Genomic DNA, 22889 nt, shown 5'->3' with positions numbered 1-22889 from the left:
TCGGCCGACTGCTAACATTCCGGCATTCAATATCTTGCGGATTTTGCGATGGTCATGCGTCTGCTGTCGCCGCAATTTCTTGTGCTATGGGCCTTCATCGGCTCGACGTTCGCGGTCCATTTCCGCGGACGCGTGCGGCTGGGATTTTGGCGTCAGCTGTCAGATCACTCGACCCTGATGGCGCCGTACAATGTCCTGATGTACATGTTTTCTGCGGTGCCGAACCGACCGATCCTCGATGTCGGAATGGTTCCGGAACTCCTCATCTTGCGCCAGAACTGGCAGATAATCCGTGAGGAGGCGCAGCAACTTTTTGCGCAGGGCGCCATCAAGGCAGCCGACAGGTACAATGATTGGGGCTTTAATTCCTTCTTCCGTACAGGCTGGAAGCGATTTTACCTGAAGTGGTACGAAGAGCCGCTGCCGTCGGCCGTCGTCAATTGTCCGAAGACGGTCGCGCTGCTCGACGCCATTCCGATCATCAAGGGCGCGATGTTTGCGAACCTTCCGCCTGGCGGTCGGCTGGTGCAGCATCGCGATCCCTATGCCGGGTCGCTACGCTATCACCTCGGCCTCCAAGTGCCGACGTCGCCGGGCGAGTGCCGCATCTTCATCGACGGCGAGCCTTATGTCTGGCACGACGGCGAAGATTTGCTTTTTGACGAGACCTATCTGCACTATGCCGAGAACACGACCGGCGATGATCGCCTGATCCTGTTCTGCGACGTCGAGCGGCCACTCAAGACGCGCGCCATGATCTCCGTCAACCGCTGGGTCTCCAGGCATATCATCAGTGAAAGCGCGACGCAGAATGTGGAGGGCGAGCGCGTCGGCTGGATCAACCGCGTCTTCGCCTATGCCTATCAGGTGCGGCTGCTCGGCAAGCGGATGAAGGCCTGGAACAAGCGTGTGTACTATGTCGTGAAGTATCTGCTGATCGGTAGCGTCATCGCGGCCTTTCTGGCAACGGCGTTCGCGTGAGAGCATCGCATTACGATGTTGTAATCTTTCGAGCGCGCACGCAGTTCAAACTAAAGTCTGAGCCGAACATGGCCGAAATCACCGACTTGTAATTGGCGGGCCGCTTCGCTTCCAAAACTTTGTCACGATTGTTTCCATCATCCGTCACGCCGCTACACAGTCGTTCTGGCGTCGCGGTGCCCAATCCGATTCAACTTTCCTTGCAGGAGTATCGTCCATGCGAGCGCTTGATGCTGCGCGTCTTGCATTTGCCCTCATGTTGCTCGGCTCGTCCGCTTATGCGGCCGAGCCGGTGCACGACATCAAGGGCCTCTACCTCATGACCGACTATCCGGCGGTCACGGCGCGGCCGGGGACCACGACCAATGTGTCGCTGCGGCTGCAGGACTACGGCCTCGCGCCGGAGCGCTATCAGCTTTCGGTCGCCGGCGTACCGAGCGGCTGGACCGCGACACTGTTGGGCGGCGGCCAGCCGGTTGGTGCGGCGATGCCGGCGCCCGATGGCAGTGTCGCGCTCCAGCTTCGGCTCGACATCCCGGCCACCGGCGATCTCACCGCACATACGCTCACGGTCAGAGCCGAGGGGCAGGGCACCAACGCCGAACTTCCCATCGCCGTGTCGCTCGCCAAGGAGCTGCCCGCCAAGCTGACCTTGAAGTCCAGCCTGCCGTCGCTGCGGGGCAGTCCGAAATCGAATTTCGACTATACGCTCTCGATCAAGAACGACTCGGGCCGCAACGTAGTCGCCAGCTTCGCTGCCGATGCGCCCGCCAATTTCGAAACCTCATTCACCGAAGCCTATGGCACGCAGGAGCTGTCCTCGATCCCGATCGATGCCGGTCAATCCAAGGACATCAAGCTGAAGGTGCGGCCACCCAGCTCGACCGCTGCCGGCCATTTTCCGGTGAAGGTGACGGTTAAGGCCGGCGACGCCTCAGCCTCGACCGAGCTTGCGCTCGACGTGGTCGGCGAGCCGCAGCTCCAGATCTCCGGCCGCGATGGCCTGTTGAGCGCGCGCGCCGTCGCGGGCAAGCAGAGCTCGATTCCGATCGTCGTGAGCAACAGTGGGACGGCGCCGGCCGAGAATATCACGCTGGCCGGCACGGCGCCGAACGGATGGAAGGTGACATTCGAGCCCGCGACGATCGATCGTCTCGTGCCAGGCAAGGACAGCGAAGTCCAGGCGCTGCTCACACCGAGCGATAAGTCGCTGGCCGGCGATTATCAGGCCAATATCCGCGCCACCTCGAAGGGTGAAGCCGCTTCGAGCCAATTCCGCATCACGGTCGGCACCTCGACCGTATGGGGTATGGCCGGCGCCGGCGTCATCGGCGTCGCTTTGCTGTTGATGCTTGGGGCCGTCGCGAGGTTCGGACGGCGATGAACGAGCAGACTCAAACCATGACTTCTCCTGTCATCCACGCACGCGGCCTGACCAGGCGCTACGGCGATACGGCGGTGGTTGACGGCATCGACCTCGACATCGTCAGGGGCGAGGTGTTCGGCCTGCTCGGCCCGAACGGTGCCGGCAAGACCACGACTATTCTGATGATGCTCGGTCTCACCGAGATATCGTCGGGTGAGATCAGCATGCTCGGATTCAACCCGGCCCGCGAGCCGCTCAAGGTCAAGCGCCGCGTCGGCTATCTGCCGGATGCCGTGGGCTTCTATGACCAGCTCACGGCGGCGGAGAATCTCGCCTACACCGGCAAGCTGATGGGGCTCGCTCGCGCGGAGCGTGCGGGCAGGATCGAGCAGGCGCTGCGGCGTGTCGGGCTGATCGACGTCGCCTCGAAGCGGGTCGCCACCTTCTCGCGCGGCATGCGACAGCGGCTGGGCCTTGCCGAGATCATCATGAAGCGCGCCGAGATCGCGATCCTGGACGAGCCGACATCGGGCCTCGATCCGCAAGCGACCCAGGAGTTTCTGGGGCTGATCGGAGAGCTCAAGGCCGAAGGCATCACAGTGCTGCTGTCGTCCCATATGCTCGACCAGGTGCAGCGCATCTGCGATCGCGTCGCCTTGTTCAAGGCCGGTCATATCGTGCTGGTGGGGGCGGTGCCGGAGCTTGCGATCAAGGTGCTGGGCGCTGGCTTTGTCGTGGAGGTCGAGGCTGAAGGGCTGGGTATCGCCAGGCGGCTCGCCATGATTCCCGGCGTCACCCACGTCGAGACGCTCTCCGCCGATCGCTTCCGGATGACTGCGGAGCGTGACGTGCGAGCGGATGCCGCGCGCGCCGTGGTCGCGGTTGACGGCGCCCTGCGCAGACTGTCCGTCGACGAGCCGAGCCTCGAGGCGATCTATGCACGCTATTTCCAGGACCAGCCCGCGGGAGGCGTTCGTCATGCGGCGTGAGGGATCACCGTTCCAGGGAACGTCGACCGTCTTCGTCAAGGAGCTGGCCGACCATATCTCCAGCGTCCGGATGTTGATGCTGCAGCTCCTGATCGTCTTCACGGCACTTGCCGCCCTGTACGAAGCCATCAACAGCCTCAGGCAAAATACCGCCGAGGATCCGTTCCTGCTGCTGCGACTCTTCACGATCGACCAGGCGCCGTTGCCGTCCTTTGTCGCCATCCTCGGCTTCCTCATTCCCCTGATGGCGATTGGACTCGGCTTCGACGCGGTCAATGGCGAGCACAACAGGCGAACCTTGTCGCGCATCCTGGCGCAGCCGATTTATCGCGATGCCTTGCTGATGGGGAAGTTCCTTGCGGCGCTCGCCACCATCGGTATCAGCCTTGCCGCCCTGTGGCTGCTGGTGATCGGCCTCGGCCTGATCTTCCTCGGCGTGCCGCCCGGCGGCGAGGAGGTCGCGCGATCGCTGGTGTTCCTGGTTGTGGCGATCTTCTATGCGGGTGTCTGGCTATCGCTGGCGATGCTGCTGTCCACGGTGTTCCGCTCGGCTGCTACCGCGGCCCTGGTCTCGCTGGGCGTCTGGCTATTCCTGACAATACTCTGGCCGATGCTGGCCCCAGCCCTGGCACAGGTGGTCGCGCCCCCTGACCCGCGCTATGCGCTGCTCGGCCTGAACGATCCGGCGACTGCAGTGTGGGCGCAGGAGCTGTTGCGGCTATCGCCGAACGATCTGTTTGAAGAAGCGATGCTGGCGGTGCTGTCGCCGACGACCCGCTCACTCGGACCGGTGTTCCTCGATCAGCTCCGTGGTGCCGTTATGGGCGCGCCGCTGCCGTTCGGCGAAAGCGTCATGCTCGCCTGGCCGCAGACCGTCGGTCTCGTCGCCGGCACCATCGTCCTGTTCGCATTCAGCTATGTGCTGTTTCAGCGGCAGGAGGTGAGGGCGTGAGCTGATTGCGCTTTGCCCTCTCGTCCTCCAGGAGAGGGCAGGAGGGGGTGGCCGAAAGTCCCCTGCGGCTGCCCCCTCAACTCTGCCTACCGTCCCCCATCCTGTCGCAGAGCCAGTTTGCCGCATCCATGGTACATTGCTCGCGCCGTCCTCCGAACGAGGGACGCGACGAGAGGCGAGGCCGGCTAATGGAGGCGCTCGATAGAACCGCAAACGAGAGGAGGAGTCATTGGCAATTTCCGTCAAGCAGATGTTGGAGGCTGCCAACGCCGTCGTGACCAAGATCACGCCGGCCCAGGCGAAGGAGATGATCGGCAAGGGCAACACGCTCGTGCTCGACGTGCGCGATGCGCCGGAGGTTGAAAAGAGCGGCAAGATTCACGGCGCGGTGAACGTCTCGCGCGGCATGCTGGAGTTTCGCGCTGATCCGGAATCGCCGTATCACGACAAGGCTTTTGCCAAGGAGAAGACCGTGATTCTTTATTGTGCCTCAGGCGGTCGTTCCGCCTTGGCCGGCAAGATGCTCAAGGACATGGGCTACGCCCACGTCTACAATGTCGGCGCCTTCAAGGATTGGGTCGACGCCGGCGGTGCAATCGAGAAGCCGGTCATATAGCAAGCGGCGGTGTGGGAGCGTGCCGGGCGTTGCGCTTAGGAATATCCTAGCGCCCGCCGACCTTCTCCCACAGCCACTTCGCCACGGCATCCGGCGAGGAATTCGCATCGTTGCCGCTGGTGCGCAGGTTTGCTTCGCGCATGGTGGAGATGTCGATCTTGCCGAGCAGTGGGCTCAGTGCCGCCTTGAGCCGCTCGTCGCCGGCGCGCTTCGGTGCGAGCAGCAGGATCGCATCATAGGGCGGAATCGCCTGCTTGGGATCGTCGAGCGCCACCAGATCGTATTTCGCGATCAGGCCGTCGCTGGTGTAGCCTGCGATCACGTCGACCTCACCGCTGGCCACGGCCGCATACATGAAGTCCGGCTGCATCTGGCGCTGCGCGCTGAACTGAAGACCATAGGCCTTCTGCAGCGCCGCCCATTCCGGTCGTGAGAAGAACTCGTAGTCGCCGGCGATCGACATTGTCGACGTATGCGCGGCCAGATCGGCGATGGTGTGGATGCCAAGCGCGTCGGCCCGCTTCTTCGGCATCACCAGCGCATAGGCATTCTCGAAACCGAGCTCGCCGAGCAGGGTGATGTTGTCCTTGGCGAGGGCCGTCTTCAACTCCGCCACCAGCTCTGCGCGCGGCTTGATGTCGGTGCGGTGCAACTGATTGGCCCAGAGCGTGCCGGAATAATCGACATAGAGATCGATATCCCCGGCCTTCAACGCCCCGAAGACCACGCTCGAGCCGAGACCGGACCGTGCTGTAGCGGTGAGACCGGCCGCCTGGAGGCGGTCTCGAAGCAGGGCCGAGAGCACATATTGCTCGGCAAAGGTCTTCGCGCCGACAACGTAGCCGGACGACGAACGCCCCATTGTCGGCACCAGCGTTGCCGCAACCAGCGCCGCGATCCCGGTCGCGCCGAGCGCCGTACGCAGGCGGCCGCGCTGACGCAGGCCACTCTCGATCAGGCCCAGCAGCTGATCGACCGCGAGCGCCAGCAGCGCTGAAGCGAAACAACCGAACAGAACGAACACCCAGTTTTGGGTCTGGAGCCCGGCAAAGATGTAATTGCCGAGGCTGGTTTGTCCGATCGGCGTCGACAGTGTCGCGGTGCCGATTACCCACACCGCGGCGGTGCGGATGCCGGCCATCATCACCGGCAACGCCAGCGGCAGCTCGACCATGACGAGCGATTGTCGCGCCGTCATGCCGACGCCCTTGGCGGCTTCGATCAATGCGGGATCGATCCCGTTCAGCCCGGTGATCCCGTTGCGCAGCACCGGCAGCATCGAATAGAGCGCCAACGCCAGCATCGCCGGCAGGAAGCCGAACGCGGAGAACGAAACGCCGAACCATTTCAGTGTCACGGAGGCGGCGAGCAGCAGCAGCGGATAGAACAGGGCGAGCAGTGCGAGCCCTGGCACGGTCTGCACGATACTCGCGACGGCGAGCAGGATGGCGCGCGGCGCCGGACGATTGCGTGTCAGGATCGCGAGCGGCAGGCTGACAACGAGGCCGAGCGCGAGCGCGGCGAGGCTCACCCGCACATGATTGCCGAGATAGTCGGGCAAATGCGACAGCGCCTCGCCCCAGCGCGGATCATTGAAGAGGCTCATGCCGCACCGCCCTGTGGCAGCAGCGCGTTCAGCCGTTCAACCTGGCGCCGCGGCGTGCGCAGCAATTCCAGCACATAGGCGTCGGTGCTCGCTGACAGCTCTGCCGGCGTACCCTGCGCGAGCAGCCTTCCGCCGCGCATCACCGCGATTCGGTCGGCGAGCAAGATCGCCTCCGTCATGTCGTGCGTGATCATCACGGTGGTCAGGCCGAGCTTGCGGTGCAGCTCGCGAAAATCCTCGCCGAGGGCGTCGCGAGTGAGGGGATCGAGCGCGCCGAACGGCTCGTCCATCAGCATGATGCGCGGCTTGGCTGCCAGTGCCCGCGCCACGCCAACGCGCTGGCGCTGGCCGCCCGAGAGCGCTTCCGGCAGCCGGTCGCGATGGGAGGCACGGTCGAGCTGCATCAGCTCGATCAATTCGTCGACGCGCGCGGCAATATCGGTTGCCGGCGCGCCGAGCAGTTTTGGCGTGATCCCGATATTGTCGGCGACGCTCAAATGCGGAAACAGGCCGCCGCTCTGGAAGACGTAGCCGATCCGGCGCCGCAGCGCGACCGGATCGATGTCTTGCACGTTCCCGCCCTCGATCGTGATGGTCCCGTCATCGGCCTCGATCAGCCGGTTGGCGAGCCGCAGCAGCGTCGTCTTGCCCGAGCCCGAGCCGCCCACGACGGCCAGAAACTCGCCCTCGGCGATGTCGAGCGACACATCCTCGACGGCCCTGAGGGGACCGAAGCTCTTGCTGACGTTTCGGTAGCTGATCGCCGGCTTGGAAGGCATCGCTGGTGGGCTCGCTGTTCTCTTACCCTCCCCCTCCAGGGAGGGTGAGAGCAGGGCCAGCCCCATGCGTAGCACGCTTGGCCGCTTGATTGAACTTGGTCGCGCGAGCGGCTAAGGCATCAAGCCAAGTTTGGAGGGAACACATGACGACGCCCACGGCAGTGGCGCTGGAAGATGCCAAGGTCGCGTTCCGGCTGGGGGACGGGCGGGTCTATACAGCGGTGGAGAAGGCCCATCTGACGGTCGCGCAGGGCGAGTTCGTCGCCATTGTCGGGCCGACCGGCTGCGGAAAATCCACGCTGCTCAACGTCGCCGCCGGCCTGCTCAAGCCGGCCGCCGGCAGCGTCAGGATTTTTGATCGGCCGCTCGCGGGGCTGAACCGGGAGGCCGGCTATCTGTTCCAGGCCGACGCGCTATTCCCCTGGAAGACCGCGCTCGACAACGTTGCCATCGGCCTCGAGATCAGGGGCACGCCGCGTGCCGAGGCGCTGCCCCAGGCCCAGAAATGGCTGACGTCCGTGGGCCTCGGCGCCTTTGCGGGCCGCTACCCCCACATGCTCTCTGGCGGCCAGCGCAAGCGCGTGGCGCTGGCGCAGGTCCTGATCCGCGATCCCAAGATCCTCCTGATGGACGAGCCGTTCGGGCCTCTCGACGCGCAGACCCGCCAGGTGATGGGCAATCTGCTGCTCGATCTCTGGAACACCGACCGCAAGGCGGTGCTGTTCGTGACCCATGACCTCGAGGAGGCGATCGCGCTTGCCGACCGAGTCGTGATCATGTCCGCGGGGCCGTCCTCGCGCATCATCGGCGATTGGCGCGTCACGCTTCCGCGCCCGCGCGACATTTTCGAGGTGCGGCTGGACAAGGAGTTCCATGCACTGCATCGCGAGATCTGGAGCGTGCTCAAGGACGAGGTGATGAAGGGCTACGCCCAATCCACCCATGCGGCGGAGGCAGTCTGATGTCGCGCGTCTCGCTGCTTGCGCTGCAAGTCCTGGTCGCGATCGTCTGCATCGTGCTGTGGCAGTTGCTGTCGACGGTGCCGGTGTTTGGCAAGATCCTGCTGCCGCCCTTTTTCTTCTCCAATCCGGTCGACGTGTTCGAGCAGATCGTCAAATGGTTTGTCTCCGGCGTGATCTGGAAGCATCTCTGGATCACGCTCGTGGAGTCGATCCTGGCCTTCGTGATCGGCTCGCTCGGCGGCGTCCTCATTGGCTTCTGGTTCGCGCGGCAGCCGCTGGTTGCCGCCGTGTTCGACCCTTACGTGAAGATGGTCAATGCGCTGCCGCGCGTGGTGCTGGCGCCGATTTTCGCGCTGTGGCTGGGCCTCGGCATCTGGTCCAAGGTTGCCCTCGGCGTGACGCTGGTGTTCTTCATCGTGTTCTTCAATGTCTATCAGGGCGTGAAGGAAGTCAGCCGCACCGTGCTCGACAACGGCCGCATGCTCGGCATGAGCGAGGGGCAGTTGATGCGGCATGTCTATTGGCCGTCGGCGCTGTCGTGGATGTTCTCCTCGCTGCACACGTCGGTGGGTTTCGCCGTGGTCGGCGCTGTCGTCGGCGAATATTTGGGATCAGCGGCCGGCCTCGGCTATCTCATTCAACAAGCAGAGGGCGTGTTCGACGTCGCCGGCGTCTTCGCCGGCATGTTCGTGCTGTCAGCCTTCGTCATCCTGATCGATTTCGGGGTGACTTTGGTGGAGCGGCGGCTGCTGGTCTGGCGGCCGACCGTGGACGGGCGTGGCTAGCCGCCTCGCCTGACTGCTGACATTTATGTGATTGGCCGGTCGGAATAGAACGCACGGCCACGCGTCATACCCCCATGCAACCGCCTGCATGGGAGTTTTGGATGCACCCGTCCCCGTTTCACCGCGTCGCTGCGGCGCTCGCAAGCAGATGCCGATGGCCAAGGCCCGGTCTTGGCACGACGCTGTTTGCCGCGCGTATCCTTGTCGCTTTCGCGGTGCCTCCGCTGGTGTTCGCCCATGAAGCGCACCCGGCCGCTCCACAGGCTGCCCTGAGCGCAGAGGAAAGTGCGTTCCTGCAGGAGAACGACGCCGCCATGACCAAGATGATGAACGACATGGCCGCCAAGCCGACCGGCGACATCGATCGCGACTTCGTCGCGATGATGAATCCGCATCATCAGGGCGCGATCGACATGGCGGTGATCGAGCTGCGTTACGGCAAGAACGAGCAGTTGCGGCGCATCGCTCAGGAAATCATCGTCGACCAGATGCAGGAGATCGCGGCCATGAAGCTCGCGATCGGTGAGCCCGCGACGGACACGACGCCTGCGCCGACTCAGTCGCAATCCGTTCCAGTCGCCGACGTCCATCACCATCCCAGCATGCAGATGGATATGTCTGCCGGAATGAAGAAATAGGAGCCACGCATGACGAGTTTAAGAAACACGATCGGGAAGAGCGTTCTTCTGGCGGCCACCATGCTCGCGACGGGTTCGCTCGCACGGGCAGGACAGGCGCCGGGCGGATTGTCGGCTCCCGATATCCCGATTAGCCACCACGACCGCGTCTACGCGGCAGAACAGTTCTCGAATACGGTCTCCGTCACCGACCCCGCCGACAACAAGCTGCTTGGTGTGATCCGTCTGGGCGACCCACAGCCCAGCAATTTCAGCCCGCTCTACAAGGGCCAGGTGCTTGTGCACGGCATGGGCTTCTCGCCCGATCACAAGACACTCGCCGTGGTTTCGATCGGCTCGAACTCGGTGACGTTCATCGACACCGCGACCAACGCGGTGAAGCACATCACCTACGTCGGACGATCGCCGCACGAGGCATTCTTTACGCCCGATGGCAAGGAGGTCTGGGTCACCGTGCGCGGTGAGAACTACATCTCCGTCATCGACCCCGGGAGCTTTGAAGAGAAAACCCGCATCACGACCCCGAACGGGCCGGGCATGCAGATCTTCTCACCCGACGGCAAGTACGGTTACATCTGCTCGTCCTTCAATCCCGAGACCGATGTCGTATCGGTCGCCGAGCACAAGATCATCGCCACGGTGAAGCAGGAGAGCCCGTTCTGCCCGAACATCGCGGCGACGCCGGATGGCAGCCAGGTCTGGTTCACGCTGAAGGATGTCGGCCGGACCCAGGTTTTCAACGCCAAGCCGCCGTTCAACCCGATCAAGACGATCGACACCGGGCCGATCACCAATCACGTCAACTTCGCGCACACCGCCCAGGGCACGTTCGCCTACGTCACAATCGGCGGTTTGAACGAGGTGAAAGTGTTCCGCACCGACGATTTCTCGCAGGTCGCGACGATTCCCGTCGGCGATCTCCCGCACGGCGTCTGGCCGTCCGGCGACGGCACTCGCGTCTATGTGGGATTGGAGAACGCCGACGCGCTTGCAGTCATCGATACTACGACCAACAAGGTCGTTGCCAACGTCCCCATCGGCCAGGCGCCGCAAGCAATCGCCTATGTCCCAAACGCCGCACCTAATCCGGATGACCGCGAGAACTTACAGGCACTCGGCGTTGCCGGCCAGGTTGCTCATCTTGCGCTCATGCCGAAGGATGGCACCAAGGATGGCAAGACGGCGACCAGCGTGTCGCTGTTCGATCAGGGGTTGATTCAGGTGTTGCAAGCCTCGGTGACAGGACTTCAGCCCAAGCAGAAATATGTGCTTGCGCTGGCGGACCATGGCGACGGAAGTGGTAAATTGCAGCCTCTGGCGGCATTCATGACCAACCCGGCCGGATCGGCTATCGTCAATGCGGCCGGCCCGATCCGGCAGATTGTCGACCGTTCTGCTGCCCCCGCGAGGCGCTATCTCGTGATTGCCTCCGGCGACGCGGCGATGCCCGGGGATGCCGTCCAGATCGAGGCGCAATGACGTCCAGCCGAACGGCGATGGAGAGCAGGCGGAGCGCATCATGAAGGACATGCTGGTTCAGGTCGAACCGCTGATCCCCGCGCTCCGCCGCTATGCGCGCGCGCTGATGCGCGACCGCGCGGCGGCCGATGATCTGGTCCAGGATTGCCTGGAGCGCGCCGTCAGCCGATGGCATCAACGGCGTGACGGCAGCGTGCGCGCCTGGCTGTTCACCATCCTCCACAATCTGGCGGTCACGCAATTCCGCCAGGCGATAGCGCGGGGCAGACATATGCCGATCGACGAAGCAGGCGAGCAGGAACTCGTCAGCGCGGCCGGGCAGGAGCAAAGGCTTATCTATCAGGATGTTCTGGGCAAGCTTGCGAGGCTGCCGGAAGAGCAGCGGGCCGTCTTGCTGCTCGTTGCGGTCGAGGATCTCTCCTACGCGGATGCTGCAGCGGTCCTCAACGTTCCCATCGGCACCGTGATGTCGCGACTGTCGCGCGCGCGGGAGAGGCTGCAGCAGGAGATGGATGGCGTGGCGCCAGGAAATGTCGTGGCATTGCGGAGCGTGAAATGAGCCAGCGGCCGATCACTGAGGATGATCTTCACGCCTATGTGGACCAGGCGCTCGAGCCCGAGCGTCGCGCGGAGGTCGCATCCTATCTCGACGATCATCCTGATGTCGCCGGGCGCGTCGCGGCCTTCACTACCCAGCGCGAACAATTGCGGGGCGCGCTCGCCTCAATTGCCGACGAGCCTTTGCCGGCGGAGCTGAATTTGTCGCGCATCATCGAGAATCGGGCGCGGCGTCCTGTGCGGGGGTGGGGTGCGATTGCGGCGGTCTTGCTCCTCGGTATCGGCGCTGTCGGCGGCTGGTCCATGCGTAGCCTGCTCCAGGAGGGATCGAATGGGCTGTCGTCGTTGGCTCAGGAGGCCGCTTACTCCTACAACGTCTATGCACCGGACCGTGTCCGGCCGGTCGAGATACGGGCCTCCGACAGTGCTGAGCTCACGCGGTGGGTCTCCAACCGGCTGCAGCAGCCGATCAAGGTGCCGGACCTCTCGGTGTCAGGCTATCGGCTGATGGGCGGACGCCTGGTTGCAACGTCGCACGGCCCGGCCGCGATGTTCATGTATGACGACGATCGGGGCGACCGTCTCGTCGTGCTGACACGTCCAATGAGCAGCGGTGGTCGGGACACGCCGATGCTTCCGCACGTGGCCGGCGACGTCGCGGGCTTCGCGTGGGCGGACCGTGGCATGGGCTATACGCTCGTCGGCCAGCTTTCGGGGGAGATCCTCAAGCCGATCGCGAACGAAATCCGGAAGCAGGCAGGCCCGATCTAGCTTTCGTAAAAAGGGGCCCGCGCGCTGGCGCGAGCCCGGATCGCGCAACCTCAATCCAGCAGCTTGACGTCGTCAGGCGCCTGCGGCGGCGTCTTGATCGCGATCGCCTTGACCTGGCCGCTGATTGGCTTGGTGCCGCCATGCGGCGTGCCCTTGGGGATGATGACGAGGTCGCCCGGCTTCACCGTCACTTCCTTGTCGCCGAGCCAGATCGTCCCGGTGCCATCAAGAATGTACTGGATCTCATTGGTGTTGGGATGCAGGTGCTTCGGCACATTGCCGACCTGGATCGACACGGTCGAGCCATCCGCGGTCATGAACGTCTTGGAGCGGTATCCGACCTGGTTGGCGGGGCCCAGTGCATCTCCTTCCATCTCGCCGGTGTGGATGATCTGCGCTGTGATGTTTTCGGCGGCCAGCGCGGGCCCAAGCAAATAGGTCGCGCTGCATCCGGCGACGAAGGCGGCGGTGATCGACAGCCCGGCAACAAGGCGATTCATGGATGATCCTCCCCATCATAGATTGTTGTTGTGGGCGCATGCTATTGCGCCAAAAGGCTGATGGCCAGTGCAGTTGGGCGTCCTTCTCAAGCCAGCCCTGCTGCTCTATGGTGCCGCCAGCCGAACGGAGGAAACCAATGAAGAACACGATTGCGAGGCTCGCGGGCGCGCTGCTTGCGCTGACGCTCACCACCTCGCTTGCCGCAGCGCAAACCAAAATCACGGTTGCGGTCGGCGGCGGCGCCTGCCTGTGCTATCTGCCGACGGTGCTGGCCAAGCAGCTTGGCGAGTACGAGAAGGCCGGCCTCAATGTCGACCTCGTTGACCTCAAGGGCGGCTCGGACGCGCTCAAGGCCGTGCTCGGCGGCAGCGCGGACGTCGTTTCGGGTTATTTCGACCATTGCGTCAACCTGGCGGCCAAGAAGCAGGAGCTGCAGGCGTTCGTGGTCTATGACCGCTATCCGGGCCTCGTGCTGGTCGTTGCGCCCTCGCACACGGCGGACATCAAGTCGATCAAGGATCTTGCCGGCAAGAAGGTCGGGGTCAGTGCGCCCGGCTCCTCCACCGATTTCTTCCTGAAATATCTTCTGAAGAAGAATGGGATCGATCCCGCCGGCACCGCCGTGATCGGCGTCGGCCTCGGCGCCACCGCGGTGGCTGCCATGGAGCAGGGGCAGATCGACGCCGCAGTCATGCTCGATCCCTCGGTCACCGTGCTCAAGGGCAGCCATCCGGACCTGCGTATCCTCAGCGACACCCGGACGCAAAAGGACACGCTCGAGACCTTCGGCGGCGAATATCCGGGTGGCGCCTTGTACTCGACGGCGGCTTGGGTCGCTGGCCACGAGAAGGAGGTGCAGGCGCTCACCAACGCGATGCTGTCGACGCTCGCCTGGATCCATTCGCACTCGCCCGAGGAAATCATGGCGAAGATGCCGGAGGAGATGGTTGGCAAGAACAAGGGCCTCTATCTCGCCGCGCTGAAGAACACGATCCCGATGTTCTCCGAGACCGGCAAGATGGACCCGAAGGGCGCAGACGCCGTGCTCGCGGTGTTCAGCGTCGGCTCGCCCGAGGTCGCGAACGCCAAGATCGACGTCAGCAAGACATTTACGAACAAATTTGTCGAACAGGCGAAGAAGACCACGGGCAGCGCCAAATAACTGACGCGAAAGCTTGGTAATCAGGCGTCATGACGTCACCCTCCATTCATCGCGTCACGACGCTTGATCTTGCCGTGCACCCCGTCGTCTGGCCGTTTGCCGAGGAACGGCGGGATGAGATCACCGCGCACTTCGCCGAGCAGCAGCGCGCGCGGCCGAAGCTCTGGAACGGCCGGGTTTTGCTCGGGCGCGATGCCTTATTCACGGACGGTCATCTCTCGGCGACCTATTTCGAGACGGATTTCGCGAGCTTCCTGGCCTGGCGCGACTGGGGCTTTCCCGACCCTGCCGTGTTCAACGGCTTCGGCATGGGGGCGCTGCGCACCTCCGATGGCGCCTTTGTGATGGGCGAGATGGCACATCACACGGCCAATGCCGGACGCATCTATTTCGCGTCGGGTACCCCCGACCTCGACGATGTCAGGGACGGCACCCTCGACATTCCCGGCAGCGTCGTCCGCGAACTCCAGGAAGAGACCGGTCTCTCGCCTGCCGATTACTCGGCCGAGGCCGACTGGCACTGTGTCGTTACCGGCACCGCGCTTGCAATGATCCAGATCCTCAACCTGGACATGCCGGGGGAGGCGGCTCGTGCGCGGATCGAAGCCAATCTGGCTCGCCAGGCTGAGCCGGAGCTTTCGGCCATTCATCTCGTGCGCGGGATCGATGATCTCACCCCCACCATGCCGCGGTTTGTCACGGCCTTTATCGCGCAGCAGTTCACCTCGCGCTGAAGCGCAAGGCTTGACATCGCGCGACGCAGCCCATGTGATGGGCGAAAAGCAAAACAAGAAACTGCAATGCACAATCGTCCAGGGAGGTTTAGATGCGCCTGCGCATGGCTGCCCGCTTGGTACGTGGGCTGTTGATCGCGATTGCAGCGATGGGCTTGACCGTTTCGGCCCAGGCTCAAGACAAGAAAATCAAGATCGGCGTGATTTTCGACCTGACCGGCCCGCTTGCGGGTGGCGGCTCCGAGCTCGAATATCTCGGCACCAAGATCATCCTCGACCATTTCACCAAGACCGGCGTCGAGGGCTACAAGGTTGAGGCTGTTTACGCCGACGCGCAGAGCAAGCCCGACGTCGCCATCAACGAATCCGTCCGCCTGCTCGAGCAGGAGAAGGTCGACATGGTGCTCGGCTTCTTCTCCTCGGCGCAATGCGTGCCGGTTGCCGCCCGCGTCGAGCAGCTCAAGAAGTTCATGTGGATCACGACCTGCATCTCATCCGCCGTGGTTGCCGACAAGAACTACAAATACGTCTTCCGCCCGCAGGCGAGCGGTGATCAGTTCGGCACGATGACGATGGATTTCATCGCGCAGAACGCCAAGGCGAAGTTCGGCAAGGAGCCGAGCGACCTGCGTGTCGCCATCGTCCACGAGGACGGCGCCTATGGCGTCGACGTTGCCAAGGGCAATGAGGCCGGCGCGAAGAAAGCGGGCTTCAACGTCGTGCTGAAGGAAGGTTATTCCGCCACCGCGCCTGATCTGTCGGCACTGGTGACCAAACTGAAGCGCGCCAAGCCCGATGTCGTTTTCCACACCGGCTACAACCCCGACATCACCCTGTTGCTGCGGCAGGCGCGCGAACAGGGGCTGAAATTCGCGGCTCTCGTCGGCCATGGCGCGGGCTACGGGGTCTATGAGAAGCTGAAAGAGGGCCTTGGCGCCGACGCCAACTATCTCTTCGACACCGATCCGATCTCGATCTGGCTCGCCAACCAGAAGACCATGGATCCGAAGCTTGCGCCCGTCATCAAGATGATCGGCGAGGAGTTCGACAAGATCAGGCCCGGCGTCGCCATCCGCTCCGCCCATGTCGGCATCGGTGCGTCCAACACCTACGTCTTCATGGATGACGTGCTGCCGCGCGCCATCAAGAAGTATGGCGGGATTGATCCGGAGGCGTTGCGCAAGGCTGCGCTCGACACCGACATCCCAGAGGGCGGCACCATGCTCGGCTTCGGCGTCAAGTTCTTTGGCGAGGGCACGCCAATGGCGGGGCAGAACGAACGGTCATTCCCGGTCGTGATCCAGTATATCGACGATAAGTCCTCGGTGGTCTGGCCGAAGAGCCAGGCACAGCGCGAAGCCGTGCTGCCGCTGCCGAAGGGCACCACCTACAGCAACCAGTAGCGCAATACTTTTGACAAGGAGAGCGGGACGGTGCTGGAGGTCAGCGGGCTCGTGAAGCGGTTCGGTGGCTTCACCGCCGTCAATAACGTGTCGTTCAGGGTCGAGCAGGGCGAGATCCTCGGCCTGATCGGCCCCAACGGCTCGGGCAAGAGCACGATCTTCAACATGCTCTCAGGCACGCTTTCGCCGAGCGCCGGATCGATCCTGTTCGATGGTTCGGAGATCGCGGGCCTCGCGCCGCACCGGATCATCAACAGCGGCGTCGGTCGCACCTTCCAGATCCCGCGGCCGTTTCGCCGCCTCTCCATTTTCGAGAACGTCGCCCTTGCCGGCTTCTATGGCCAGGGTCGCCATAGCCGCGTCAAGGCCGAGGAAGCGGCCGAGCGCTCGCTTAGGATGGTGGGCTTGCCGGCCGATCGTCATGCCAGCGTCGACGGCCTCGGCGCGGCCGGTTTGAAGAAGCTCGAACTTGCGAAGGCGCTCGCCACCGCGCCCAAGCTGCTGCTCGCAGACGAAAGCCTCGGCGGCCTCGACGAGGCCGAGATGGACCAGGCGGCGGACATGCTGCGCAACATCCGCGATGAGCTCGGCATCACCATCATCTGGGTCGAGCACATCATGGGCGTGTTGATGCGCGTCGTCGACCGCGTCATGGTGCTCGACCACGGCGAGAAGATCTCGGAGGGGCTGCCCAGCGCGGTTGCGGGCGATCCGCGCGTCATCGAGGTCTATCTCGGCACCGATGCCGAGACCACCCAGGCCGCGGCCGCCGAAGCGCGCCGTCGCGCGGGAGGTCAATGATGCTGGAACTCCGTAGCGTCAGCGCCGGCTATGGCACCTTCCAGGCGCTGTTCGACGTCCATCTCGAGGTCAAGGCTGGCGAGGCAGTGGGCGTGATCGGCCCGAACGGCGCCGGCAAGACCACCTTGATGCGCGTCATCTCCGGCCTGATCCGCCCCTCGCGCGGATCGATCGCGATGGAGGGTGTCGACGTCCTCGCGACGCCGCCGCACAAGATTGTCAGCCTCGGGATCGCGCATGTGCCGGAGAACCGGCGGCTGTTTCCGCAGCTCTCGGTCGACGACAATCTCAAGATGGGCGCCTTCATGAAGGAGGCGCGCGGCCATTATGCCGAGCGGCTCGAGGTCGTGTTCGATCTGTTTCCACGGCTGAAGGAGCGCCGCTACCAGATGGCCGGCACCATGTCCGGCGGCGAGCAGCAGATGTGCGCCATCGGCCGCGCACTGATGTCGAAGCCAAAGCTTCTGCTGCTCGATGAGCCATCGGCGGGGCTGGCGCCGGTCGTGGTGCAGCAGGTGTTCGAGCTCGTCAAGCGGATCCGCGCCAGCGGGCTGACGGTGCTGATCGTCGAGCAGAACGTGCAGCAGGTGCTGAAGGTGGTCGACCGTGCCTATCTGATCGAGGCCGGCACGATCAGGGCGTCCGGCAGCTCGGCGGAGATGCTGGCGAGCGACACAGTCAAGGAAGCTTATCTCGGGGTGTGAGCGGCATATGCAGGCGTTTCTGGATATCTTCGACATCTATCTGCTGGAAGCCGTGATCAACGGCATCCTGCTCGGCGGCGTGCTGGCGCTGCTTGCGCTCGGGCTGAACCTGATCTTCGGCGTCATCGACGTGACCTGGATCTGTTACGCCGAGCTGGTGATGATCGGCATGTACGCCATGTATTTCATGGTCCAGTATTACGGCATCAGCTATTTCATCGCAGCGCCGTTCACTATCCTGCTCGTCGCGATCCTCGGCGCTCTCCTGCATTATCTGGTGATCGCGCCGCTGCTCACCGCGCCGCCGATCAACCAATTGCTCGCCACCGGTGGTGTGCTGTTCGTGCTGCAGAGCTTTGCCACCGTCGCTTTCGGCATCGACTTCCGCAACCTCGGCATCCGGCTGCCGGTGCTCGCGTTCGGCGACATGAATTTCAGCTATGCACGCCTCCTCTCGTTCCTGGCGGCGCTGGTCGGCATGGTCGCGGTCTATCTGTTCATGACCCGCACTTTCACCGGTACGGCGATCCGCGCCATCTCGCAGGACCGGCAGATCATGGCGCTGATGGGCGTCGATACCAAACGCATCTATCTCATAACCTCCGCGATCGGGGGCGGGCTGGCCGGGCTCGCCGCCTGCCTGCTCGTGCTGCAATATGACGTGCATCCCTTCGTTGGCCTCTCCTTCGGCCCGATCACTTTCCTGATCTGCGTGCTCGGCGGCCTCGGCAATTTCATCGGCGGCTTCATCGCCGCGTTCGTGTTCGCCGAGATTATCTCGCTTGGTGGCTTGTTCTCCGATCTCGAATGGGGCTACGTGCTCGCCTTTGCCTTCTTCATCGTCATGATGTTCATCCGGCCCGCGGGCCTGCTCGCGAGGCGCCGATGACGGGGCAGGGGCGATTTGCAGCGTGGGGGATCGGGCTGGCGGCGCTGGTCGCGCTGCCCTTCGTATATCGCGATCCCTATCATCTGCACATTCTGGTGCTGATCCTGATCTGGTCGTTCGCATACACATCGTGGTCGATGATGGGGCGGTTCGGCCTGGTCTCGCTTGGGCACGGCGGTTTCATGGGCATCGGCGCCTATGTCACCGCGCTCTTGTGGAACCATCTCGGCCTGTCGCCATGGATCGGCATTCCCATCGGCATGGTCGCGGCCGGCGCGCTGGCGCTGATCGTCGGCTATCCCTGCTTCCGCTTCCGCATCACCGGACACTATTTCGTGCTGGTGACGCTGGCGCTGTCAGGCATCGTGCTTCAGGTCATCACGGCAACGCGCGATTATACCGGCGGCTCGCTCGGCTACACGCCGAACCGCGCGTCCGGCAACAAGCTGCTGGCGCTGCAATTCGACGACAAGACCACTTGGTACCTGATCGCGCTTGCGGTCTGGCTCGGCGGCATCGTCGTCTGGCATCTGATCGATCGCAGCATGAGCCGCTACGCGCTGGAGGCGATATCGGAGGACGAGGACGCCGCTGCCGCCGCCGGCGTCAATGTCACCGCGGAGAAGCTGAAGATCACGCTGATCAGCGCCCTGATGACGGCGCTGGCCGGCGCGATCTATTGCCAGTACCAGATGTTCATCACGCCCGACACCGTCTCCGGCATCGCGGTGTCGCTGCAGATGGTGTTCGCGGCCATTGTCGGCGGTCTGTTCGTCTCGCTGGGTCCGACCGTCGGTGCCGTCATCACCATCCTGCTCGCGGAAACCTTGCGTATCGGCTTCGGCACCAGGGCGGTCGGCTGGGACAATCTCGTCTACGGCGTGCTGTTGGTGCTTTTCATCATATTCCTTCCGAAGGGCATCCTTGGTAGCCTGCTCGATCGATTGAAGCCGCAACGCAAGGTGCCCCGCGCTCATGAGCAAAAAGCCGTCCAAATCGCTCGCCCAGGAACTTGACCGCTACATCACGCCATTCCGCCATGACGGGTCCGGTAAGTTTCACCTGAAAGACTACAAGACCGACGCGAGGGGCGATCTGGACAAAGAGGCGGCGCAGGAGATTCTCGACGCCAACAAGAAGCGTCTCGTCGAATTCCAGGAAAAGCTCTACGCGCAGGATCGTTGGTCGGTCCTGATCGTATTCCAGGCCATGGACGCCGGCGGCAAGGACAGCGCGATCAAGGCGATCTTCGAGGGCATCAATCCGCAGGGCTGCGAGGTCTCCGCCTTCAAGGCGCCGAGCAGCAAGGAACTCGATCACGATTTCCTCTGGCGACACGTGGTCGCGCTTCCGGAGCGCGGCCATATCGGCATCTTCAACCGCTCCCATTACGAGGAATGCCTGGTGACGCGCGTGCATCCGGAGCTGCTCGTCAAGGAGAAGCTGCCGCAAAAGCTCGTGACCAAGAACATCTGGAAGGAGCGGTTCGAGGACATTGCCGCCTGGGAGCGCTACCTGATGCGCAACGGCACCGTGGTGCTGAAATTCTTCCTCAACGTTTCCAAGGAGGAGCAGCGCAAGCGCTTTCTCGACCGGCTGGAAGAGCCGGGCAAGCAGTGGAAATTCTCGATGGGCGATATCGAGGAGCGTGCTCTGTGGCCGCGCTACCAGGCGGTCTATCAGGACATCGTGCGCCACACCGCGACGCCGCATGCGCCTTGGTATGTCGTGCCGGCCGACCACAAATGGTTCGCGCGCGTCGTGATCGGCTCCGTCATCGTCGCGGAGCTGGAAAAGCTGGACCTGCGCTTCCCCCGTGCCGACAAGGCCTCGCTGCGTGAGTTTGCCGATGTTCGAAAAGCGCTGGAGAGCGAGGGGAAGGGAGGACGAAAGCGCGAAAAATGACCGCTCCCGAGACCAGCAACCAGAAGAACGTCAACTTCGCGCTGCAGGGCGGCGGCGCGCACGGCGCCTTCGTCTGGGGCGTGCTCGACCAGGTGCTCGAGGACGGCAGGCTCGCAATCGAGGCGATCAGCGCGACAAGCGCGGGCGCGATGAACGCCGTGGCGCTTGCCTCGGGCATGGCTATCGGCGGAGCCGAGGCTGCGCGGCAGAACCTGCATGCGTTCTGGAACGAGGTCTCGCGGATGGACCAGGTCTATGACCTGTTCTCACCAGTCAACCAGTTGATCCAGGCCCTCAAGCTGCCGCCGGAATATCACCCCGTCCATGCCTTCATCCACACGCTGACGCATACGGTGCCGCCGAACCTGCTCAACCCATTCCACTTGAATCCGCTCCGGTCCTTGCTGCAACGCGTGATCGATTTCGAGCGGCTCAATTCGTCGCCGGACGCACCGCAGCTCTTTCTCAACGCCACCAATGTGCGAACCGGCAAGATCAAGGTATTCCAGACGCCGTTGCTCAGCGCTGAGGCGGTGCTCGCGTCGGCCTGCCTGCCGCCATATTTCCAGGCGGTCGAGATCGACGGCGAGCACTATTGGGATGGCGGCTATCTCGGGAATCCCGCGATCTTTCCGCTGATCTATCGCAAGGGCAGTCACGACGTCATCATCGTGCAGGTGACCGCGATCCGGCGTGACGAGCTTCCGGCAAGCGCCGCCGACGTCCTCCATCGCATCAATGAGATCAGCTTCAATTCGTCACTGATGCGCGAGATGCGCGCGATTGCCTTCGCGACCCGGCTTATCGACAACGGCGAGCTCGATCGCGATACGCATAGCCGCATGTTCATGCACTGGATCGGAAACGACCAGCTGATGTCGCAACTCGGAACGGCGACGCAGTTCCATCCCGAATGGAGCCTCTTGTGTCGCCTGCGCGATGAGGGCCGCGAGGCCGCGCGAAGCTGGCTGACGAAAAACTTTGACCGGATCGGAAGGGCCTCGACGGTCGACCTGACAGACATGTTTCTCTAGGCCGCTCGGCCGGCCATCGACAAAGGTTGCGAAAACAACCCCATGCACAGTAGCCGGGGGCATGGAATCAGTGGCCTGCCGGCGAATGCACCCGATATTCGGATTTATAGAAAAATCGATTGACCCGTCGGGCAAAACACGTGCATGATGCCATCATCGCGGCAGGTCTCGCAGGGTGGGCAAGGCACTGACGCGCCTGTGCCCACCCTGCGACTTCTGTGCACGCCGCTAGTATCCCCGGCCCCACCAGTAGCAGAAGCGCTCGATATTGGCTGGCAGGCTCGCCTCGTAATTCGCCCACTTCTCGTACTTCGGCAGCTTCACTTCCTTCATCGCGGTGTCGAAGCACTTGCCGGCATCAGCCGCCTTCTTCACCTCGGTCGAGAGGTCTTCCATGTAGGCAATGTCGTCCTCGACATCTTTCTTGGTGCCCAGCCGGCCGCCGGCATAGGGATGGCCGGGGATCATGCGCTCCCAGTCGAGCGAGGCCAGCTTCTTCAGCGAAGCGATATATTCGAGCGGCGAGGCGTTATCAGGAATGTTGCGGAACTGGACGCTCTCGATCGGCGCGAAGTCGACGACGAAGACGATCTTCTCCTTCGGCAGCCGCATCACGAGCGAATTGTCGGAATGGTTGCGGCCGACATAGTCGAGCTCCAGCGTGGTGCCGCCGAGCGTGATGATCTTCTGGTCGTCGACGATCTGGTCCGGCATGACGATATCGGCCAGCAGCGAATTCTGCTTCTTCAATTCGAGCAGCCGCTCCTTGGTGCGGCGATGCGCGATGAAGGTGGCGCCGAGGTCCTTGAACGGCTGGCCGCCGGCGATGTGATCGTAATGATGGTGGCTGTAGATGACGTACTTGATCGGCTTGTCGGTGACCGCCTTGATCGCGTCGATATAGGGCTTTGCCGGACGCAAATAGGAGATCGGATCGGTCGCGATCACACCTTTCGGCGTCACCACGAACATCGACTGATGGCCGCCATAGCGGAAGATGTAGACGTTGTCGGTGCCGTCGACCTTCTTGGTCGAGGTCTGTGGCGCTTGCGCAAAAGCTGAACCGGTGACGAGGGCCGCGAGAACGGCGATGCAAGATAATGCTTTCATCTCTGGCTTTCTGAAAAAAGGATGGCGGGGAAGAGGGAGAATTGTCTCTCACACAAACGCTGCGGAGAGGGATTTATTCCGCGCTCTCACCCGGACAGTCTGTCGCGGAACAGCTGTGCAAATGTGATCCTTGGGGACATCGATCCCGCTTGACAGTTTTATGT

The 22889-nt window shown here is 63.1% G+C and carries 24 protein-coding genes; 20 read left to right on the top strand and 4 right to left on the bottom strand.

Translation table 11 applies throughout. The features are described from left to right. Positions 1-48 precede the first annotated feature (48 nt). From L6637_RS15760 to L6637_RS15740, 5 genes are all read left to right on the top strand, one after another. Positions 49-981, top strand: a complete 933-nt coding sequence (locus tag L6637_RS15760; RefSeq protein WP_237871244.1) for an aspartyl/asparaginyl beta-hydroxylase domain-containing protein — start codon at positions 49-51, stop codon at positions 979-981. Between the two features lie 217 nt (positions 982-1198). After that, positions 1199-2365, top strand: a complete 1167-nt coding sequence (locus tag L6637_RS15755; protein ID WP_237871242.1) for a COG1470 family protein — start codon at positions 1199-1201, stop codon at positions 2363-2365. Positions 2366-2382: 17 nt separating this feature from the next. Next, positions 2383-3336 carry an ABC transporter ATP-binding protein gene (locus tag L6637_RS15750; RefSeq protein WP_237871240.1) on the top strand — a complete coding sequence of 318 codons (954 nt, stop codon included), beginning with the start codon at positions 2383-2385 and terminating at the stop codon, positions 3334-3336. After that, positions 3326-4288 carry an ABC transporter permease gene (locus tag L6637_RS15745; protein ID WP_237871238.1) on the top strand — a complete coding sequence of 321 codons (963 nt, stop codon included), beginning with the start codon at positions 3326-3328 and terminating at the stop codon, positions 4286-4288. Before L6637_RS15750 ends, L6637_RS15745 begins: the two co-directional genes overlap by 11 nt. 229 nt (positions 4289-4517) lie before the next feature. Continuing rightward, on the top strand, positions 4518-4904 hold the full coding sequence (locus L6637_RS15740; protein WP_237866093.1) for a rhodanese-like domain-containing protein: 387 nt from the start codon (positions 4518-4520) through the stop codon (positions 4902-4904). A 46-nt stretch (positions 4905-4950) separates the two neighbouring features. Here L6637_RS15740 and L6637_RS15735 read toward each other — a convergent pair whose 3' ends face one another. Together L6637_RS15735 and L6637_RS15730 are read right to left on the bottom strand one after the other, a co-directional pair. After that, positions 4951-6510: an ABC transporter permease/substrate-binding protein gene (locus L6637_RS15735; RefSeq protein WP_237871236.1), complete on the bottom strand. Its 1560-nt coding sequence runs from the start codon at positions 6508-6510 to the stop codon at positions 4951-4953. After that, positions 6507-7289: an ATP-binding cassette domain-containing protein gene (locus L6637_RS15730; RefSeq protein ID WP_237866091.1), complete on the bottom strand. Its 783-nt coding sequence runs from the start codon at positions 7287-7289 to the stop codon at positions 6507-6509. The genes L6637_RS15735 and L6637_RS15730 overlap by 4 nt, the downstream gene beginning before the upstream one ends. A gap of 143 nt (positions 7290-7432) precedes the next feature. Between L6637_RS15730 and L6637_RS15725 the strand changes: the two genes are divergently transcribed. The 6 genes from L6637_RS15725 to L6637_RS15700 all read left to right on the top strand — a co-directional run bounded on the left by L6637_RS15725 (position 7433) and on the right by L6637_RS15700 (position 12482). Continuing rightward, complete coding sequence (locus L6637_RS15725; RefSeq protein WP_237871234.1) at positions 7433-8251, top strand: ABC transporter ATP-binding protein; 819 nt, start codon at positions 7433-7435, stop codon at positions 8249-8251. Continuing rightward, positions 8251-9036 (top strand): ABC transporter permease, encoded by a 786-nt coding sequence (locus L6637_RS15720; protein ID WP_237866089.1) that lies wholly within the window; start codon positions 8251-8253, stop codon positions 9034-9036. The genes L6637_RS15725 and L6637_RS15720 overlap by 1 nt, the downstream gene beginning before the upstream one ends. Before the next feature lie 101 nt (positions 9037-9137). Continuing rightward, positions 9138-9674 carry a DUF305 domain-containing protein gene (locus L6637_RS15715; RefSeq protein WP_237866088.1) on the top strand — a complete coding sequence of 179 codons (537 nt, stop codon included), beginning with the start codon at positions 9138-9140 and terminating at the stop codon, positions 9672-9674. 9 nt (positions 9675-9683) lie between these two features. Further along, entirely contained in the window at positions 9684-11153 is a 1470-nt protein-coding gene (locus tag L6637_RS15710; protein ID WP_237871232.1) for a YncE family protein, read from the top strand. A 40-nt stretch (positions 11154-11193) separates the two neighbouring features. After that, positions 11194-11712: a sigma-70 family RNA polymerase sigma factor gene (locus tag L6637_RS15705; protein WP_237871484.1), complete on the top strand. Its 519-nt coding sequence runs from the start codon at positions 11194-11196 to the stop codon at positions 11710-11712. After that, positions 11709-12482, top strand: a complete 774-nt coding sequence (locus tag L6637_RS15700; RefSeq protein ID WP_237866086.1) for an anti-sigma factor family protein — start codon at positions 11709-11711, stop codon at positions 12480-12482. The genes L6637_RS15705 and L6637_RS15700 overlap by 4 nt, the downstream gene beginning before the upstream one ends. A gap of 50 nt (positions 12483-12532) precedes the next feature. Here the strand turns inward: L6637_RS15700 and L6637_RS15695 are convergent, their stop codons facing one another. Further along, positions 12533-12982 carry a cupin domain-containing protein gene (locus tag L6637_RS15695; protein WP_237866085.1) on the bottom strand — a complete coding sequence of 150 codons (450 nt, stop codon included), beginning with the start codon at positions 12980-12982 and terminating at the stop codon, positions 12533-12535. 137 nt (positions 12983-13119) lie between these two features. On the opposite strand from L6637_RS15695, the gene L6637_RS15690 reads away from it, so the two are divergent. The 9 genes from L6637_RS15690 (at position 13120) to L6637_RS15650 (ending at position 21615) form a co-directional block, all read left to right on the top strand. Further along, entirely contained in the window at positions 13120-14145 is a 1026-nt protein-coding gene (locus tag L6637_RS15690; protein WP_237871230.1) for an ABC transporter substrate-binding protein, read from the top strand. A 29-nt stretch (positions 14146-14174) separates the two neighbouring features. Then, positions 14175-14879, top strand: coding sequence for an NUDIX hydrolase (locus tag L6637_RS15685; RefSeq protein ID WP_237871228.1), 705 nt, complete (start codon positions 14175-14177; stop codon positions 14877-14879). A 92-nt stretch (positions 14880-14971) separates the two neighbouring features. Then, positions 14972-16282: an ABC transporter substrate-binding protein gene (locus tag L6637_RS15680; RefSeq protein WP_237866082.1), complete on the top strand. Its 1311-nt coding sequence runs from the start codon at positions 14972-14974 to the stop codon at positions 16280-16282. A gap of 30 nt (positions 16283-16312) precedes the next feature. Then, positions 16313-17083, top strand: a complete 771-nt coding sequence (locus L6637_RS15675; RefSeq protein ID WP_237866081.1) for an ABC transporter ATP-binding protein — start codon at positions 16313-16315, stop codon at positions 17081-17083. Beyond that, positions 17083-17787, top strand: a complete 705-nt coding sequence (locus L6637_RS15670) for an ABC transporter ATP-binding protein (RefSeq protein ID WP_237871226.1) — start codon at positions 17083-17085, stop codon at positions 17785-17787. Before L6637_RS15675 ends, L6637_RS15670 begins: the two co-directional genes overlap by 1 nt. A gap of 7 nt (positions 17788-17794) precedes the next feature. Further along, entirely contained in the window at positions 17795-18676 is an 882-nt protein-coding gene (locus tag L6637_RS15665) for a branched-chain amino acid ABC transporter permease (protein ID WP_237866079.1), read from the top strand. Then, positions 18673-19692 (top strand): branched-chain amino acid ABC transporter permease, encoded by a 1020-nt coding sequence (locus tag L6637_RS15660; protein ID WP_237866078.1) that lies wholly within the window; start codon positions 18673-18675, stop codon positions 19690-19692. The genes L6637_RS15665 and L6637_RS15660 overlap by 4 nt, the downstream gene beginning before the upstream one ends. Beyond that, complete coding sequence (locus L6637_RS15655) at positions 19652-20581, top strand: polyphosphate kinase 2 family protein (protein WP_237866077.1); 930 nt, start codon at positions 19652-19654, stop codon at positions 20579-20581. Before L6637_RS15660 ends, L6637_RS15655 begins: the two co-directional genes overlap by 41 nt. Further along, positions 20578-21615 (top strand): patatin-like phospholipase family protein, encoded by a 1038-nt coding sequence (locus tag L6637_RS15650; protein WP_237871224.1) that lies wholly within the window; start codon positions 20578-20580, stop codon positions 21613-21615. The genes L6637_RS15655 and L6637_RS15650 overlap by 4 nt, the downstream gene beginning before the upstream one ends. A gap of 228 nt (positions 21616-21843) precedes the next feature. Here the strand turns inward: L6637_RS15650 and L6637_RS15645 are convergent, their stop codons facing one another. Continuing rightward, positions 21844-22725 carry an MBL fold metallo-hydrolase gene (locus L6637_RS15645; RefSeq protein WP_237866075.1) on the bottom strand — a complete coding sequence of 294 codons (882 nt, stop codon included), beginning with the start codon at positions 22723-22725 and terminating at the stop codon, positions 21844-21846. Between the last annotated feature and the right edge of the window lie 164 nt (positions 22726-22889).

The organism is Bradyrhizobium zhengyangense (assembly GCF_022012435.1).
In the GTDB taxonomy this organism is placed as follows: domain Bacteria; phylum Pseudomonadota; class Alphaproteobacteria; order Rhizobiales; family Xanthobacteraceae; genus Bradyrhizobium; species Bradyrhizobium zhengyangense.
The sequence above is the reverse complement of the archived record's forward strand: the minus strand, read 5'-3'. Positions and strand labels throughout refer to the sequence as shown.

Excerpts from the sequence above, each read along its gene's own strand:
- L6637_RS15760 (WP_237871244.1), top strand. The coding sequence starts at position 49 with ATGGTCATGCGTCTGCTGTCGCCGCAATTTCTTGTGCTATGGGCCTTC.
- L6637_RS15755 (WP_237871242.1), top strand. The coding sequence starts at position 1,199 with ATGCGAGCGCTTGATGCTGCGCGTCTTGCATTTGCCCTCATGTTGCTC.
- L6637_RS15750 (WP_237871240.1), top strand. The coding sequence starts at position 2,383 with ATGACTTCTCCTGTCATCCACGCACGCGGCCTGACCAGGCGCTACGGC.
- L6637_RS15745 (WP_237871238.1), top strand. The coding sequence starts at position 3,326 with ATGCGGCGTGAGGGATCACCGTTCCAGGGAACGTCGACCGTCTTCGTC.
- L6637_RS15735 (WP_237871236.1), bottom strand. The coding sequence starts at position 6,510 with ATGAGCCTCTTCAATGATCCGCGCTGGGGCGAGGCGCTGTCGCATTTG.
- L6637_RS15730 (WP_237866091.1), bottom strand. The coding sequence starts at position 7,289 with ATGCCTTCCAAGCCGGCGATCAGCTACCGAAACGTCAGCAAGAGCTTC.
- L6637_RS15725 (WP_237871234.1), top strand. The coding sequence starts at position 7,433 with ATGACGACGCCCACGGCAGTGGCGCTGGAAGATGCCAAGGTCGCGTTC.
- L6637_RS15720 (WP_237866089.1), top strand. The coding sequence starts at position 8,251 with ATGTCGCGCGTCTCGCTGCTTGCGCTGCAAGTCCTGGTCGCGATCGTC.
- L6637_RS15715 (WP_237866088.1), top strand. The coding sequence starts at position 9,138 with ATGCACCCGTCCCCGTTTCACCGCGTCGCTGCGGCGCTCGCAAGCAGA.
- L6637_RS15710 (WP_237871232.1), top strand. The coding sequence starts at position 9,684 with ATGACGAGTTTAAGAAACACGATCGGGAAGAGCGTTCTTCTGGCGGCC.
- L6637_RS15705 (WP_237871484.1), top strand. The coding sequence starts at position 11,194 with ATGAAGGACATGCTGGTTCAGGTCGAACCGCTGATCCCCGCGCTCCGC.
- L6637_RS15700 (WP_237866086.1), top strand. The coding sequence starts at position 11,709 with ATGAGCCAGCGGCCGATCACTGAGGATGATCTTCACGCCTATGTGGAC.
- L6637_RS15695 (WP_237866085.1), bottom strand. The coding sequence starts at position 12,982 with ATGAATCGCCTTGTTGCCGGGCTGTCGATCACCGCCGCCTTCGTCGCC.
- L6637_RS15690 (WP_237871230.1), top strand. The coding sequence starts at position 13,120 with ATGAAGAACACGATTGCGAGGCTCGCGGGCGCGCTGCTTGCGCTGACG.
- L6637_RS15685 (WP_237871228.1), top strand. The coding sequence starts at position 14,175 with ATGACGTCACCCTCCATTCATCGCGTCACGACGCTTGATCTTGCCGTG.
- L6637_RS15680 (WP_237866082.1), top strand. The coding sequence starts at position 14,972 with ATGCGCCTGCGCATGGCTGCCCGCTTGGTACGTGGGCTGTTGATCGCG.
- L6637_RS15670 (WP_237871226.1), top strand. The coding sequence starts at position 17,083 with ATGCTGGAACTCCGTAGCGTCAGCGCCGGCTATGGCACCTTCCAGGCG.
- L6637_RS15665 (WP_237866079.1), top strand. The coding sequence starts at position 17,795 with ATGCAGGCGTTTCTGGATATCTTCGACATCTATCTGCTGGAAGCCGTG.
- L6637_RS15660 (WP_237866078.1), top strand. The coding sequence starts at position 18,673 with ATGACGGGGCAGGGGCGATTTGCAGCGTGGGGGATCGGGCTGGCGGCG.
- L6637_RS15655 (WP_237866077.1), top strand. The coding sequence starts at position 19,652 with ATGAGCAAAAAGCCGTCCAAATCGCTCGCCCAGGAACTTGACCGCTAC.
- L6637_RS15650 (WP_237871224.1), top strand. The coding sequence starts at position 20,578 with ATGACCGCTCCCGAGACCAGCAACCAGAAGAACGTCAACTTCGCGCTG.
- L6637_RS15645 (WP_237866075.1), bottom strand. The coding sequence starts at position 22,725 with ATGAAAGCATTATCTTGCATCGCCGTTCTCGCGGCCCTCGTCACCGGT.